11 protein-coding genes are annotated in these 15486 nt (G+C 39.4%); 9 read left to right on the top strand and 2 right to left on the bottom strand.

From position 1 onward, the window contains the following. Positions 1–95 precede the first annotated feature (95 nt). The 4 genes from CH365_RS03930 (at position 96) to CH365_RS03910 (ending at position 4662) form a co-directional block, all read left to right on the top strand. Complete coding sequence (locus CH365_RS03930; RefSeq protein WP_100767297.1) at positions 96–632, top strand: TIGR04452 family lipoprotein; 537 nt, start codon at positions 96–98, stop codon at positions 630–632. A gap of 453 nt (positions 633–1085) precedes the next feature. Then, the gene (locus tag CH365_RS03920; RefSeq protein ID WP_100767295.1) at positions 1086–1403 is read left to right on the top strand and encodes a hypothetical protein; all 318 of its coding nucleotides are present in this window, start codon (positions 1086–1088) and stop codon (positions 1401–1403) included. Positions 1404–1472: 69 nt separating this feature from the next. Continuing rightward, positions 1473–3317, top strand: a complete 1845-nt coding sequence (locus CH365_RS03915; RefSeq protein WP_100767294.1) for an OmpA family protein — start codon at positions 1473–1475, stop codon at positions 3315–3317. Between the two features lie 88 nt (positions 3318–3405). After that, positions 3406–4662, top strand: a complete 1257-nt coding sequence (locus CH365_RS03910; RefSeq protein WP_100767293.1) for an NAD(P)-binding protein — start codon at positions 3406–3408, stop codon at positions 4660–4662. A 3-nt stretch (positions 4663–4665) separates the two neighbouring features. On the opposite strand, the gene CH365_RS03905 is transcribed toward CH365_RS03910, so the two are convergent. Then, positions 4666–5568 carry a class I SAM-dependent methyltransferase gene (locus CH365_RS03905; RefSeq protein ID WP_100767292.1) on the bottom strand — a complete coding sequence of 301 codons (903 nt, stop codon included), beginning with the start codon at positions 5566–5568 and terminating at the stop codon, positions 4666–4668. A gap of 209 nt (positions 5569–5777) precedes the next feature. On the opposite strand from CH365_RS03905, the gene CH365_RS03900 reads away from it, so the two are divergent. Next, the gene (locus CH365_RS03900) at positions 5778–8171 is read left to right on the top strand and encodes a transglycosylase domain-containing protein (protein ID WP_100767291.1); all 2394 of its coding nucleotides are present in this window, start codon (positions 5778–5780) and stop codon (positions 8169–8171) included. Here CH365_RS03900 and CH365_RS03895 read toward each other — a convergent pair. Next, entirely contained in the window at positions 8146–9642 is a 1497-nt protein-coding gene (locus CH365_RS03895) for an ABC transporter substrate-binding protein (RefSeq protein ID WP_100767290.1), read from the bottom strand. The two genes, CH365_RS03900 and CH365_RS03895, sit on opposite strands and share 26 nt — an antisense overlap. Positions 9643–9651: 9 nt before the next feature. Between CH365_RS03895 and CH365_RS03890 the strand changes: the two genes are divergently transcribed. The 4 genes from CH365_RS03890 to CH365_RS03875 all read left to right on the top strand — a co-directional run bounded on the left by CH365_RS03890 (position 9652) and on the right by CH365_RS03875 (position 15466). Next, entirely contained in the window at positions 9652–11535 is a 1884-nt protein-coding gene (locus tag CH365_RS03890) for an ABC transporter ATP-binding protein (protein ID WP_165782570.1), read from the top strand. A gap of 11 nt (positions 11536–11546) precedes the next feature. Continuing rightward, a complete protein-coding gene (gene lpxK / locus CH365_RS03885; protein ID WP_100767289.1) occupies positions 11547–12590 on the top strand; it encodes a tetraacyldisaccharide 4'-kinase in 1044 nt (347 codons plus the stop codon). A 130-nt stretch (positions 12591–12720) separates the two neighbouring features. Beyond that, positions 12721–13998: an LA_0442/LA_0875 N-terminal domain-containing protein gene (locus tag CH365_RS03880; RefSeq protein ID WP_100767288.1), complete on the top strand. Its 1278-nt coding sequence runs from the start codon at positions 12721–12723 to the stop codon at positions 13996–13998. Positions 13999–14140: 142 nt separating this feature from the next. Beyond that, on the top strand, positions 14141–15466 hold the full coding sequence (locus tag CH365_RS03875) for an LA_0442/LA_0875 N-terminal domain-containing protein (protein WP_100767287.1): 1326 nt from the start codon (positions 14141–14143) through the stop codon (positions 15464–15466). Positions 15467–15486: the final 20 nt, after the last annotated feature.

The raw sequence follows: 15486 nt of genomic DNA, 5'->3' as shown, positions 1-15486 counted from the left end.
TTTGGGATATAAACCCGATTTATTTTCTTTTTTTTTAAATTTCTTTTGTCTTAATTTTCATACTTCTAACTTTATTCAAACAGTAGGAGTTTTTCTTGAAAATCATTACCCCTAAAATTTATAATATATTAAAATTCAAAGGATCGATTATTCTTATTTTCTCAATCTTGTTGAATGCTTGTACTTATTCGGGAGGACCTGGAACAATTTCTGGAGGAGACGCTCAGAAAAAGATCAAAGATGCGTTTCAAAACGTTAGTTACTTGGGAGCAGGGCCCGATGTTCCCGTCGATTGCGCGTCTTACGGTTATGCCGATAGAGCTAGCGGAAATGGTACTTTCTCTCAAAACACATCTATCGGATTAACCCTAATCAATGTTATCTATATTAATCCGTATTTGAAGGCACATCTCGACCAAGGAACGTATTATACGGAATCCTCTATCAATCAATGTGTGGATTTCGTAAAAGGGCCATACGTAGTTTATGTTCTACAATATAGCGATGAATGGAGAATTTACGCGGAATGTGAAGTCCCAGATGCTCCAGCTTTTTTAGGGACGGGATTATTCTATAACGAATGTGTGCCTGAAAAGGCAGGTTTAGCAGAGACCATAACCGGAAGTTTATAAACGAATAAGCCGACGTTACAACTCGAATCGATATCTTTTGCTTACAAAACGTCATGATTTCTTTTTTATTTTTGTCAGAAATTTATTGAAAGAATTAAAAGAAAGATTATTCTCCAGTTCGTTTTGGAGATCCTGATGAACAAATTATTTATTGCCCTCTTTGCAACTTCCCTTGTATTAGCTATAACCTTCTCGTCCACTAATGTCATAGCTAATACAAAATATAGCGTCTTCTGCGCTGATGGTAAGATTGAAGCGGATTCCCGCACTCTGGATCAGATGAAATCGGCTCGAGGTTCCAATGTTTGTCTTCTGAAAGAATTCGATTATTCTTCCGATGCTGATAATTATGCTCAATCTTTAGGGGGAAAAGGTTCCGCCTGCAGTTGCAATTAAGTTTACAAGCCGGTATAATCGTTAAATATTCGACCTCGTCAAAGTTTTGGCGGGTGTATGAATAAGGAACTGACTTCTTTCTATGTTCTAGGGATCATCAGAAGTTTTGCATTTCTGATCGTTCTTTGCATTATGTTTGTGGTTTCGGAAAGTTTGACCTCATACCTTTATGATGAGAAAGATCTGCCTGAGATTTCCTTTATATCCGGCTTAGTTTTGAGTATTGGGGCGGCTTTTACTGCGAGTCGCCGCAAGCCTCAGAATCAAGAACCTTCTAAACTTGTATTTATTCTTGTTTCTTCTCTTTTGAACTTTGGTATTCTGTCGGTCGGTCTTTTTCTGATCCGCAAGTTTTTCCCTGGTTGGATTGCCTGATCCCTTTCTTATATTAATTTTTTCTTTTCCCCTCTTCCGGGTCGGATATTATTCTCCGAAACATATAATATGAACCGTCCTCTCTCCGTCTTACTTTCTTCTATATTACTATTTTTCACTTCCGATCTTCTCGCGGAGGAAAGGATTATCGAAGGTAAACTTCTTCAATTCGGTAGAATGTTGGGTACAGGTAACGAGTTCATCCAGGTACTTTCTAATGATCTGAGTCCTGAACTTTCCAGACTTCATAATCAAACCGTTCGTGTTCTCTGCCAGATGAGGGGAGAAAATTGCGACCCAATACGTTATGAGACCTATCCTTTTTCCGAATCTAAAGGTCTTCCCGATTGGACTCTAAAAAGAATTCCAAATTACGTAAATAGAGGTTACTTCGCGTTTAATCCGACGGTCACTCCCGACGGACAATCGATTTTTTGGACTGTATATTCTAGCAAGGGTAAATCGGGAACCCAGAGGATTTGGTTTGCGGAGAAGGATGAGAAAGGTTTTTGGAGAGACGGTAAGGAAATGCCTGCTCCTTTGAATAATGACCTGAACTCAGCAGTAATCGCAGTTCTTCCCAGCAATAATGAATTATTCGTTTTCGGTTCCTTCGGCGACGATGAGGCCACTCGTAAAATCCAATTCGAATTCCAAGACAAAAGAGAAGAATTAAGAAGAAACACCAGAGACGAGATGGAATTCAGGCTAAAAGAAGAACAACTCGCCTACGAGTATCTTCGAAAACTAACCAATCTTCAAAATAAGGTTACTGTTCCTTTATATAAAAGTTATAAAGAAAAAGGGAATTGGTCTTATCCAAAGGCAATTAGTTTCCCGGATTTTTCGAATATATATTTAAAAAATAATACATCGGTCTTTGGAGGTTCCACTCTTTCGTCCTCCGGAAGGATCCTGATCTATTCGGTCCAACAACCCGATTCTTACGGCAAGTTAGATTTGTATGTTAGTATTCAGAAAGAAGACGGTTCTTTTGGTATAGGTAAAAATTTAGGAGAGATAGTTAATACTTCTTCCGAAGAAACGGCTCCCTTTTTAGCGGGAGACGATAGGACTCTTTATTTCTGCAGCGACGGTCACAAAGGTCTTTCCGTTTATGTGACCAAAAGAATAGGAGATGGCTGGGATAATTGGACCAAACCTATAGAAGTTTCGGCTAACTTAAAAGGAGTAAACTTTTTCTCCATTCCGGTAAATAGCGACTGGGCTTATGTAAGTAAAGAAGGTCAATTATATATGGCCTATCTTCCCCGAGATTTTCGCCCTAATCCGGTTGTAGTGATCAACGGAAAAGTTTTGGACGAAGAAGGAAATCCTTTAGGCGCCGAAATACATTATGAATCCTTAACACGTTTGGAAAAAAGAGGAAGTGCTAAGAGTGATTCCAAAACCGGTTCTTTTAGTTTGGTTCTTCCCTACGGTGAAAAATACGGATTTTATGCGGAGAAACCAGGTCATCTTTCCGTTTCTAGAAATATAGATCTTACGGAATCCAAACAGGAAGATGCGAAATTGGATGTGGAGTTTCGTCTTCCTGCTTTGGCTGTCGGTCGACAAATCCTTCTGAACAATTTATTTTTTGAGACAAACAAATTCGAGATTTCCAAGGATTCGGAACCGGAATTGGATCGTTTGGCGAACTTTTTAAAATCGAATCCTAAACTCAAAATCTCTGTCGAAGGTCATACGGACAACGTCGGTAAAAAAGAACATAACCTGGAACTTTCCGAAAATAGAGCAAAAGCTGTGGCAGATTATTTAATCTCCAAACATGGAATCAACAATACGAGAGTTCGAACCCAAGGTTTCGGGGATAGCCAACCAATTTCTTCCAATGACAACGCTTCCGACCGTCAAAAGAACAGAAGAGTTGTGTTACAGATAGTAGACTGAATTCGTTCGGTTCCTTTTTTGTAGCATTCCTTCCTTAAATTCAGGTTTTACCTTGTATTTTTGTTTTAAAAAAGGATTCTAATCCGGAATGAAAATAGCGGTCATCGGTAGTGGAATCGCCGGCTTAAGCGCATCTTGGTACTTGGGCAAAGAACATGAAGTATCTCTTTTAGAAAAACATCCTCTGGTCGGTATGGATGCTCACGGTACCGATCTTTTCTCCAACGGACATTCAATCCGTGTAGATGTTCCCTTTAGAGCATTCAAACGAAATTATTATCCATGTCTTTTAGATCTTTACCAAGAAGCAGGTATAGAAGTAAGACCTGTAGATTATTCCTTTTCCTTAAACTACGGAGATGGCACCACATATTTCGGTTTTTCTACCTTAGGTATCGGAGGTAATTTTGTTCCGATACCTTATTGGGTTTGTTTTTCCAATAAAACTTCTAGACGTATTTTTTCGGATGCAATCCGCTTTTATGAAGAATCTGAAAAAGAACTCCAATCTTTAGATGGTGAACAGCTTACCATCTCTCAGTTTTTGAGTAGGTTCGGTTATTCAGTAGAATTCGAAGATCTATACTTGATCCCTATGTTCTCCACGATCAATACCTGTACTTCTGAAAGTGCAAAAAATTACCCTGCAGACGCGGTAATCGGGTATCATTCCAGTGGTTTGAAGTTCCTAAGATTTTTAACGCCCGAAAAAGGAACTCGCGACGTTACCGAAAAACTTTCAAAAAGAGCCTCTTCCATTCGTTTAAGCACGGATCCAAAAAAAATCGTTTTAGAAAAAGATAAAGTAAAACTGATTTTCGATAATGGAGAAGAACTTTTTGATAGAGTCGTAGTCGCAGCACCTGCAAATCAAGCCATCTCTATCCTTCCCGACGAATATTCAAGGGAAAAGGTATTACTTTCCAAACTAAAATATGAGACTTCGGAAGTGGTAGTTCATTCGGACGAAAAGTTTATGCCCAAACACAAAAGACATTGGGCGCCTATGTGTTTTTCTCTTTCGCAAGATAGTTCTACTGCAACTGCTACCATTCTCTTAAACAAGGTACTTCCTTCCATGAAGGGAAAGGCGGTTTTCCAGACCTGGAATCCTCTCGTGGAGCCCAGCGAAAAAGATTTTATCAGCAGATCTAAATTCGAAAGGCCAGTGATCGATCTTGCTTCTAGAAAAATTTTAGAGGAGTTAAAAGAACTACAGGAACTTCCCGATAGAAAAGTTTGGCTCTGCGGTTCTTATGCTAGATACGGTATTCCTCTTTTAGAAGCAGGAGTTTCTACTTCTTTGGATGTAAAAAGATGGGTAGAAGGTTCACTGAGATCTTAAAATTTACTCAGGTTTTCTGACCTTATAAATCCAATATTCGAAATGTTTCTTGATCGTTTCGGAGCCGAAATATTCCCCTAACATTTCGTATCTTCCTGAGAGTCGTTTTGGGATTTTTTTTCCCGATTTAATCTTTTCTAATATAAATTGGGAGAAACCGGGAAATACGAACGGATCTATTCTTTCTAAAACTTCGAAGTTAAATCCTAACGCCGAATATTCGGATACAATCCCTTCTACCTTTTTTAGATCGGAAGACATCTTTGCCATCCTAGAAATTAAATTCCTTTTGAAAGTTTCCCAATAGGAAATTTTTCGATCGGAGAATAGTATCTCGGCCGATACGAATACTCCGCCCGGTTTTAAAATCCTATAAATTTCTTGAACCAATTTATTTCGATTCGGTATAAAATATAAACTATCCAGAGCGAGCACTACATCAAAGGTTTTGTCCTCGAATTCAGTTAAACCTTCTACACTTCCCAAAATTAAATTGGGAGAACCAAGCCGTCCTTCATAACGTCTTTTTGTGAATTCTATCTGGATCTTAGAGATATTAATTCCGTATATATTCGAAACATTCACTCCAAATGTATTCTCCCAAATTCTAAATTGATCCCCGCATCCAAATCCCAGATCTAATAATTTAGAATTCGAATCCAGTCCTGCTAATTTTCCTAAATGTTCTGCTAGGTTTGCACAGGCTGTGCCGTATTCATTCGTGTTTTCCCAATAGCCGAGATTGGCCCAGGATTCTCCATCTTCGTTCAAATAGAGATGAGAAAGGTCGGTAGGAATTCCTTCTCTTCCGAATAATAGCCTGACCTTGGGCCAGATCTCCGACTTTGCAGGTAAAGAAGAGTGGTGGCGCAGAGAAATTTCTTTTTTGTAAGGCAGGTCTTCCATTGATTCCTAAGTTCTTCGGTTGCCCAAAGCAAAACTTTATTGGACATAGATTTTGGGAACTGTCTACCAGAATCACCTTTATTTGTCTGTTCTCTAATCCTTTCGGATATGTTTCATGCCGACATAAGAGAGAAGAATCTGGGCCAAAATCCGCAAAAAAAGTCCTTTTCATTCCCTAACTTAGGACGGAAAACCTACCGACGGACCTTATGAACATCAAAGATCGTATCCTTGGAATTTTAGCTTCTATCCTCCAATATTCTAAAACAAACTGGAGATCCCTCCTTAAATACTCGGTCATTTCCGGGATTGTAATCTTTTCCTTTCTGATCGGTGGATCTTACGTTGTATGGCTCACCAAACAGGAAGAAGTCGCCCGGAATTTGGAAACTTTCCAAAGAGAAGTTTCCGACGCTTATGATCCGAACGAAATCAAACCGATCCGTATTCTGGACAAAAACGGAAAATTAATCGGAGAATTCTCGCGTAGAAAATTCAGACCTATTCGCACAGACAATTTAACGAATCATGGAAATATAATATGGGCTCTACTCAGTTCCGAAGATAGAGACTTCTATGAGCATAGCGGCGTAAATTTTACCGCGTTACTTAGAGCGGTCATAGTCAATCTGACTACTTTCCAAAAACAGGGAGGCTCCACTCTTACCCAACAGTTGGCAAAACTCACTTTAGATTTGGGAGCTCGGAATGTATTCAATAAACTCACCGAGTTTTATTGTACGTTCTACCTGGAAAGCAAGTTCGATAAGAATACGATCCTCGCAATGTATCTAAATCGTATCTTCTTGGGAGAAGGAAATACAGGAGTAGAAGAAGCTTCTCGTTATTACTTTAATAAACCTGCATACGAGTTGACTCCCGCAGAAGCAGCTCTGCTTGTAGGAACAATTCCGGCTCCTTCTAACTATAATGCCGTTCGAAATCCAAAGATAGCTCTTAAAAGACAAAAGATGGTGATGACTGTTATGGGTAAAAACCAAAACCTTCATCCGAATCCTAAATCCATCGAAAAAGATTTTGAGAAGAAGGTAGATGCGAATATCCGCAAGTTCAGATCCTTTTACGCCGTAGAAGAGACCAAGGAAGAAGAGGACAAAGTTGTCATTACTTCCGAAATAGGAAAATACGGATTCGATAAGGATTTTACAATCAATTTGGCTTCCGATTTTAACTTCGGCATCCGCCAATTCGTTATCGAAAATTTTTCAGAGATAGATCTGGAAAGTCGTGGTATGAATGTGTACACCACATTAGATTATGATAAACAAGAAGCAGCGGAACGTTCTCTTAGAGAAGGAATAGAAGCAGTCCGTAAAAAACTTTCCGAAGATAAAGCAAATTATGTAAAAGCTGGCAAAACGGAAGAAGTTTCGAAACAAAACAAGATCATAGAGAACATGAATGGAAGTTTGATCTCCATCAATCCTACGAACGGATATGTGGAGGCGATGGTTGGAAGTTACAAAATTTCTAATATATTCAGACTGAATCGTGCAGTTTCTGCCGTGAGACAACCTGGTTCCGTGATCAAGGGACTTGTATATCTGATGGCATTCGAAAAGAGAATAGCCACTCCGACTTCTATCGTCGTGGATGAGCCGATCAAGATTAGAGGTTACGCTCCGAAAAACTGGTATAAGGGTCATAGAGGTGCAATGCAGGTCCGAACTGCATTTGCTCAGTCCGTAAACACGATCGCAGTCAAATTCATGGATGAGATAGGTGTAGGTGATTTTATCCATACCTTAGGAAAAATTTTGGATCTGGACAGTTCCGAGTTGAGTAGAAGGTTCCAGCACAATCTAACATTAGCCCTTGGTTCGGGAGAATTATCTCCTAAAGAGTTGGCAACCGTGTATGCAACAATTGCAAATAACGGTAAAAAAGTAAAACCGGTGGAAATCCTAAGGATCACAGACTTCGAAGGATCCGAACTTTATGTAAACCTTCTTCCTGATCCGAAAGAAGCAGAGCAGATTTTAGATCCTGTCGCTTGCGCCATGACATTAAACTTATTAGAAGCAGTCGTCTCAGAAGAAGGTACACTTAAGATCGCATTAAAGGACGGAGAAAAATTCCCACTTGGGGGAAAGACAGGAACTGTTCAATCTCCTAAAGAAGCTCAAAAACGTTGGGGCTCCAGAAAAGGGGTTCGAGATGTTTGGTTTGCAGGTGTAAATCCGAATTTAGTCACTGCAGTTTGGGTAGGTAACGATCTAGGTGCGCCATTCCCCGGTTCCGGTTCGGGCACGAGCGGTTCCATCTGGTTTAGATATGTTTCTCATGTGGCAAGAACATTAGGTTTTGGTGATAGTCTAATTACTCCATTTAACGGAGATTATGTGAAAGTGGATATCTGCGCGGAAACTGGCGGAATTTTGTCCAACGAGGCAGAATGTAAACATCCTTTATATGGACAGTATTATTACGTGGGAGACCAACCTGGCGGAGGAACAAGCACTCCAACAGTCACCCAAACAGAAGGAAATAATTCCGCAAACGGTTCTGACGAAGCACTTTCCGGAGAAGACGCAGTAGAACTAGAACTTCCAGCATCTAAGGAAGATCCGAACGACGATTAGATCCTTTTGGTAAACGGTCCCCTATCAGATACAATTCATAGGGGGACCATAAAAAGATCCAAGGAGCATCTTCTGCTAAAAGTGAAAATGCTTCTTTGATTTGAGGATTTATATCCGTTTTGTCAGTGGATCGGATCTCTTGAAATAACTTTTCCATTTTAGGATTAGAATAGAAGGCTCTATTTCCTCCGTTCCCGAATCGGTCCCCAGCAAACAAGGGATCCAAAAATGCAAATGGTCCGGGAAGATCTGCATACCAAAATAATAATGTTAGATCTCCCTTACCTTCTCCATTCTCTTTATATAAAGCGGCCTTCTCCATCGGAAGAATTCTGATCTTCAATCCTAACTCTTTCAGATTTTGGACAATCGCGGCACCGTTTGCCTGATTCTCCTCGTCTCCTCTCATCCTAAATTCCAATTCTCTTTCCAAAATTTTAGGATAACAAATAGACTTAGAAAGCGAATCTTTTGCTTTTGAAAGATCATATGGATAAATTTCTTCGGAAGAAGTCCAAGTGTTAGAAATGGATTTTGGAAATGGCCCTACGGAAACTTCTCCTTTTCCTTCTAATAGAACCTGGATAATGGTTCGTTTATCCACAGAATAATTTAACGCTTTTCTAAAGTTCTTATCGAAACATACATCCTTAGAATTGATCGCAACGTATTGCACCCCTCCCCCTTTTCGGATGGAGATATGATCTTCTTTTACAAGTGAGTTTTTAAGAAGGAACACAGGCAATTTCATTAGATCCAATTCGTCTTTGAAATATAAATATAAGCCTGTACTTGCTTGAGGGAGAACTCTAAATAATATCTCGGAACCCAAATCATTGGATTGATTTGCAACTAATCTAAGATAATTATTTCTCTTCCATTCCGCTAATTTAAATTCCCCGCAAGCTGTTTCCGGTGGACCACAATAGATCCAAGCCTGAGGCAAAGAGAGCTTTTCTAGTGCCTCTCTAAGACCGCCTTCAAAATAAATTTCCAAACTGAAATCGGAGAGAACCTTCCCCCCTTTCAAAAATGAATATGTGCTCTTTCTTGGCCCCGGAGTATTTTTCAATCTTTCTAAAGAATCTAAAACTGTTTGTGCACTTACATTCGATTTTGGATCAGAGTGTATCTCCAAAATCAATCTTCTGATCTTGGAAGAAGGGCCTTCTGCTAGCTTGTATGATCTTACTAAGGAAGGTAGGACCTGACCTTCTCCATTTATTTCGAAAAGTCTTGGATAGATATATTTTAGAACAATTCTGGAAGATAAGTCAGTAGATCGGATCGGATCCAAAGAGATCGGATCGGAAGGTAGTGAAAATACCAGTTTTTCAGGACTTCTTGCCGCTTTTCCGCAACCATAAAAAAGAAGGGACAAAAGAAGGAAAGCCAGGGAAAAGGTAAGAGTCGGTTTCGGTCCGGCTTGAAACTGGGACGAGACCGAGTCTAGAAATCTAGGATAAAACATTCCGGACCTATGAACGTCTATAGACGCCTCTTGGGGTATTCCTTCAAGTATAAATACAGATTAATCACCGGGGTCGTACTATCCTTTTTTGTATCCATACTCAATGGAGCTTCTCTTACTAGCGTTATTCCAATTTTCAATGCGATCGGAAAGGGCGGAAAGGCTGACTTTCAAATTACGCTCACCAAAAAAGAAGGTATCGCATTAAAAGATAGGGAAGAAGGCAAAGAACTCGAAGCTCTCCAAAAGATAGAAGCTCTAAGTGCGGATATAAAGATCAAGACGAACTTTTATCTGACGACTCTTCCTAAAGATCAGCTCGTTTTGCTCTTTTGTTTATTCATTTTTCCAATCTATCTCGCAAAACTTTTATTCTTAACGGGTGCGGTGTATTGTATCAACTCGGGTGGTTATCTAGCCGTCAGAGATCTACGTTTAGAACTTTATTCTAAGGCGCAAGAACTCCCGCTCAATCATTTCGTACAAGAGAAGACAGGAATATTTATGAGCCGCATCGTAAACGATGTGGAAGTCCTAGCAAAACTAATCAGCTCGGATCTGAAAGATGCAATCGTAGATTTTTTCTATATACTCACACATCTACTCATTCTTCTGATCTTAAGTTGGGAGATGTTTATTGCGGTTTTGATTGTGGTTCCATTGATCATGGGTCCTGTAACTTCTTTTGCGGACCGGATCCGAAAAGCAACCCGCAACCAACAAGAAAGATTGTCCGCGTTAAACGGTCATTTGCAAGAAGTGATCTCAGGTATCCGAGTCATTCGTGCCTTCTCTATGGAAAAAACGGAAGCAGGAAGATTTTGGGAGATCAATAATGATCTTTCCGAAAAAACATTCAAAGGACATTTTTATCATCAGATCGGTCCTTCTTTAGTCGAACTTTCCAGTTCAATTGTCGCAGTAATATTTTTGGCCTTCGGTGCTTATTTGATCGAACTCCAAAAATTAACCTTAGGTCATTTTATGATCTTCTTCTTAACTTTGGTATTTTTGACGAGGCCTTTCAAACAGATGGGAATGTTGTCCAACTCTATCCAAAGTGCAGTAGCTGCGGGGACCAGAGTTTTTGAAATGTTGGATAGTGAAACGGATGTTAAAAATCCTCCAAACCCTATCTATCCCAAAAGACTTTCTAAAGAATTAAAATTCGATTCAGTTGGATACACTTACCCCGGAGCAAAAAGTTCTGCATTATCGGATCTGAATCTTTCCATACAAAAAGGATCCACGATTGCGTTAGTCGGTTCTTCCGGGGCCGGAAAATCCACATTGGTGGATCTTGTGCCAAGACTTATCGATCCAAGCGAGGGTTCTATTACTTGGGACGGAACAGATCTCAGAAACTTAGATCTGGCTTCTTTACGGAAAAAGATCTCGATCGTGAACCAACAAGTATTCCTATTCAACGGAAGTATCCGAGAGAATATTTGTTATGGAACTGAAAACGTTTCCGAGGAAAGAATGAGAGAAGTTTCAGAACTCGCATTCGCGACTGACTTTATTCTATCTTTCGAAGATGGCTTCGATACGATAGTCGGAGAAAGAGGAGTGATGCTATCCGGAGGACAAAGACAAAGGATCTCCATCGCAAGAGCATTATTAAACAATCCGGAAATCCTGATCTTAGACGAAGCCACTTCTGCATTAGACACCGAATCAGAAAGAGTAGTCCAACAAGCACTCGAGTCCTTATACAAAAATAGAACAGTTATCATTATCGCACACAGACTTTCCACAGTTCAGATTGCAGATACTATCTTTACTATGGAAGGTGGAAAGGTAGTAGAATCCGGATCCCATTCAGAGCTAATTCGCCTGGATGGAAAGTATAAGAAATTATACGAGATGCAATTCGCAGAATCTCCGGTTTAAGAAAAAAGAATATGATTTCTTTTGGAAAGATCCTCTTTTTTCCGATCTTATTTTTACTCAGTTTGGTTTATAGGATCTTATTTTTTTTAGATAAGAGTTTTAAGAAAAAGCGGACCCTGCCTTCTTCCATAACAATCAGTATTGGGAATTTTAGCGTAGGTGGAACTGGCAAAACACCTTTCACTCTCCATTTAGCAAAATTACTTCATTCTAATTTTCCAAATATTCCGATCGTAATCTTAAGTAGAGGGTATGGTTCTTCCGGAACAGGCATAAGAAGGGTGACAGAAAATTCTCCTCCTGCCGAAGTAGGAGACGAACCTCTTCTTTTAAAAAAGAATCTTCCTTTTGCGGAAGTGTATGTCGGAAGTAATAGATACGAATCCTATCTACAATTCAGATCAGAGAACCAATTATCAACCAATCAAAAAGTTTTTACATTGCTGGATGATGGATTCCAACACCATGCTTTGAACAGAGATTTGGATTTAGTTTTATTAGATTGTACAAAACTATCTAAAACAGAATTTGTTCTTCCTTTAGGTTTATTAAGAGAATCTTATAGTTCAGTATCCAGGGCAAATTTTTTAATCGCTTCCAAGTTTTCTGAAGAATGGGAAAATCCACTTTCTAAATGGATCCAGAAATTCAAACCTTCTCAAACCGCAAGATTTAGATTTTCTCCTAAAATTTTAGTTCCACTCTCTTCCGGATCACTTGAAAGATCCGTTAAAGAATTAACTGGAAAATCAATATTCGGTTTTGCCGGCTTAGGAAATCCGGATTCGTTTTATTCTTCCTTAAAAGAACAAAATCCCTCTGAGCTAAAAACTAAATCCTACCCGGATCATTATTCTTATACAAAAGAAGATCTATCCCAGATCTCCGAGAAAGCCTCCGATCAAAACTATATTATCTGCACAGAAAAAGATGGAGTAAAAATTACTTCTCTCGTAGATGCCGATAAAAATTTTTCTAAATGGTTTTATCTTAAATTAGAAACTGTTCTGGAAAACGAATCCGAGCTAATCAGCTCTGTTCGTAGCTTCATCTAACCGAATAAAAAGACTTTCCCTTTCCTTAAAAAATAGTATGATTCTTTACTCCTTCTTTTATTTAAGTAGGAATATAGTGAATGGAAATAAATTTTTTACTAAAATATTAAACAGTCTCGAAGAGGGTTGAATGAAATCCAAAATTCTATTTCTATTCTTATTATTCCTACCGGTAATTCTGTTTGCGGAGCCACAAACCGTATATCTACGTAACGGCCAAGTATTGCATGGAGATGTCACAAACCAAACAGCGACCCATATCGATATAAAATTACAGAATGGAGAAACAAGGCGTATCCAAAAAGAAAATATCCAAAGGATCGCCTATCGAGAACCCCAAAAAGAAGACCCTAAAAAGACAGAACTTCCCGTAACCCCGACAGATACACAGGGACCCAAAAAACAAGAACCTGAAATTGTATCTCCTCCTCCCGTTCAAAAACAGGCCAAAAGAGTAGTCAGAAATCCATTAGAAAGGCATTATATAGATTTCTATTTAGGAGTGGGGAATGGAACCTTCTCCCCTCAAACTATAGACTTTTATTACAAATACCAAAACATCAGAAGTTTATTGATAGGAGCGACTCCTTTTTATTTAGCCGGGAATCCGAATCGTAGCGCAGGCACATCAGTCTCAGCAGGGATTAATTATAAGTTCAAAAAATTCTCCTTAGAGGCAGGAGGATTGGAAACCAATACATCTACAAGTTCTAAAAATATCGGTCCAGAGGCAGAGGCGATAGTGGTTTACGGCTCATATCCGGAACAAATGAAAGCGGCTTTCTTTAAAGGATCTTATTCAGCACTTTCAAAATCTAATTTTGAACTGTATCCGAGTGTAGGTTATATTCGCACTTGGAATACGACAAAGGACTCTCATTCACAAGTATTTCAGGCTGGCAATGTAGGCGGAAAATCCAACTTCCAGGCCTCTGAAAGTATGAGCGGGACTTCCGTTGGATTAGGCTTCGCCTATTTATTCGGATCCAAATTCGAAATAAGACCAGAATTCGAATCTTTAACTTTGAAAGGCTCCCAATCGATTCACCAAGATTATACTGCTATATTTTTAGCTCCACCTTACACCTTATTTGTGTTACCGGCAGATTACAGTTTTGATTGGAAGGCAAAAGGAACCCATACGTCAATAAGGCTGAGCTATTTTTGGAAAATGGGAATCGGATTTTTTATTAAATATGATTCTTATCAGTGGAAATACTCCCTGCAAGACGGAAGTTTCCCGATCACACTTTCTTTGGACGATGATCCTCCCACTTTATCTGAACTCACAAGCTGGAATTTCAGCCAGAGACTCCTAGCCCAAACCATGAATGCCACAAGTAGGGCGACATCGATACAATTCGGGGTTTCCAAAACCTTGAACTTCGGGCCAGAGGAAAATTATTAACCGAAGTACTTTTTACTAGCTGTAGTATTTGTTATAAGATAACAAGTCTTAGCTCTTTAGCATGTCAATTTATTGCTTGAATCTTGTTTTCATTCCAAGGATTCTTACCCAGAATTCAAAACTGAATGGGATCGGATCTGGAATGCGAAGACTGAAAAATAAAATAAGAGCGGCAATCTTCTTCGGATGTATGATCTTCTCCCTAACTTCTATACATCCAAACGATCAGGTCATCTACATGAAGGACGGTAGAGTAATCACCGCGGAAATTATTTCCCAAACTGCATTCAAAATGGTGATCAAATTACCTGATGGTTCCACGAAAGAAATCGCAAAACAAGATATCAAAAGGGTCGCATTTAAAGAAGCCAAGACCCCGGAACCTAAAGACAAAACTCCTGCGGAACCTCCCGCACCTAGTCCGGAAGAAATTGCAAAACAAGAAGAAGATTCCAAAAAACAAGCCATCTTAGACGAGAAAGCAGAAAGAAGAAAAAAACAGATCGAAGAAGCAAAAAGAAATCGTATAGATATATTTTTAGGAACAGGATCCGGAACGGTAAACTTCCAAGGTGCAAATTATTACGACACTGTGGTCGCAATCGGAAGCTCCCTTGGCCAAGACAGTGGTAAATTCGAATACCCGATAGAACCAAAACCTAAAAGCGGAAAGGCAACCTCTTTCGAAGTTAGATACTCTTTGAATCGATTCGTAGGAGAATTAGGTGCAAGTTCCATAACATCTTCTGCGACCCAAAGTATTATCGGAGTAGATGGTCCGAGCAGCGGAACCTTCCCGAAATTAATTCACGGTAACTACGATGTTTCCATGAAACATGTTTATGGAAATTTTTCGTATTCAGTATTTCCTCATCCTAAATACGATGTCCGTCCAGTAATCGGTTATCACCAATTTTGGACAAAGACGGATAATTCAAATTCGTTAGTATTCGGAGCGGGAGTGGCTCCTTTGTTTAACGATCAATATTTCGGAACCGATCCTACTTCCGTTGCAGAAGGTTTAAAAGGTTTTTCCTACGGAATCCAATACGATATAAAATTTGAAAAATTCGAGATCCGCACAGGATTACATATTTTACAAATGAAAGGATTCGGAACTTACGATCGACAACTGAATGCCTATGCTCCCGTAAGCGCCCAAACCCAAGCTGAAACTATAGACGTATACAATAAATGGGTCGCAAAAGGAGCGATCATAGATTTGAAATTTTTATACCCTTGGAAATACGGAGTAAGCTTCTGGATGGGGTTAAATAGTATGAGCTGGACTTATACAATGTCTGAAACCGCGTTGAGCGTGGGCAATGAGGATTCAGGAGTAGATCCACAAAGTTACATACTAGGAAAATTATTATTCGAATCTCTCATCGGTCCCGGCGCACTCAAAGAAACAAAAGCCACTACGATCCAAATTGGTGCTACCTACTCGTACGACTTTAACAAATAAACACGTCTAAACATTCTGAT

This window comes from Leptospira neocaledonica (genome assembly GCF_002812205.1).
GTDB lineage: Bacteria > Spirochaetota > Leptospiria > Leptospirales > Leptospiraceae > Leptospira_B > Leptospira_B neocaledonica.
This window is presented reverse-complemented; position numbering and strand designations above follow the sequence as displayed.

What these genes read in the sequence shown, in the direction of transcription:
- CH365_RS03895 (WP_100767290.1), bottom strand. Translation starts at nt 9,642, where the DNA reads ATGTTTTATCCTAGATTTCTAGACTCGGTCTCGTCCCAGTTTCAAGCC.
- lpxK (WP_100767289.1), top strand. Translation starts at nt 11,547, where the DNA reads ATGATTTCTTTTGGAAAGATCCTCTTTTTTCCGATCTTATTTTTACTC.
- CH365_RS03910 (WP_100767293.1), top strand. Translation starts at nt 3,406, where the DNA reads ATGAAAATAGCGGTCATCGGTAGTGGAATCGCCGGCTTAAGCGCATCT.
- CH365_RS03915 (WP_100767294.1), top strand. Translation starts at nt 1,473, where the DNA reads ATGAACCGTCCTCTCTCCGTCTTACTTTCTTCTATATTACTATTTTTC.
- CH365_RS03880 (WP_100767288.1), top strand. Translation starts at nt 12,721, where the DNA reads ATGAAATCCAAAATTCTATTTCTATTCTTATTATTCCTACCGGTAATT.
- CH365_RS03905 (WP_100767292.1), bottom strand. Translation starts at nt 5,568, where the DNA reads ATGGAAGACCTGCCTTACAAAAAAGAAATTTCTCTGCGCCACCACTCT.
- CH365_RS03875 (WP_100767287.1), top strand. Translation starts at nt 14,141, where the DNA reads ATGCGAAGACTGAAAAATAAAATAAGAGCGGCAATCTTCTTCGGATGT.
- CH365_RS03890 (WP_165782570.1), top strand. Translation starts at nt 9,652, where the DNA reads ATGAACGTCTATAGACGCCTCTTGGGGTATTCCTTCAAGTATAAATAC.
- CH365_RS03920 (WP_100767295.1), top strand. Translation starts at nt 1,086, where the DNA reads ATGAATAAGGAACTGACTTCTTTCTATGTTCTAGGGATCATCAGAAGT.
- CH365_RS03900 (WP_100767291.1), top strand. Translation starts at nt 5,778, where the DNA reads ATGAACATCAAAGATCGTATCCTTGGAATTTTAGCTTCTATCCTCCAA.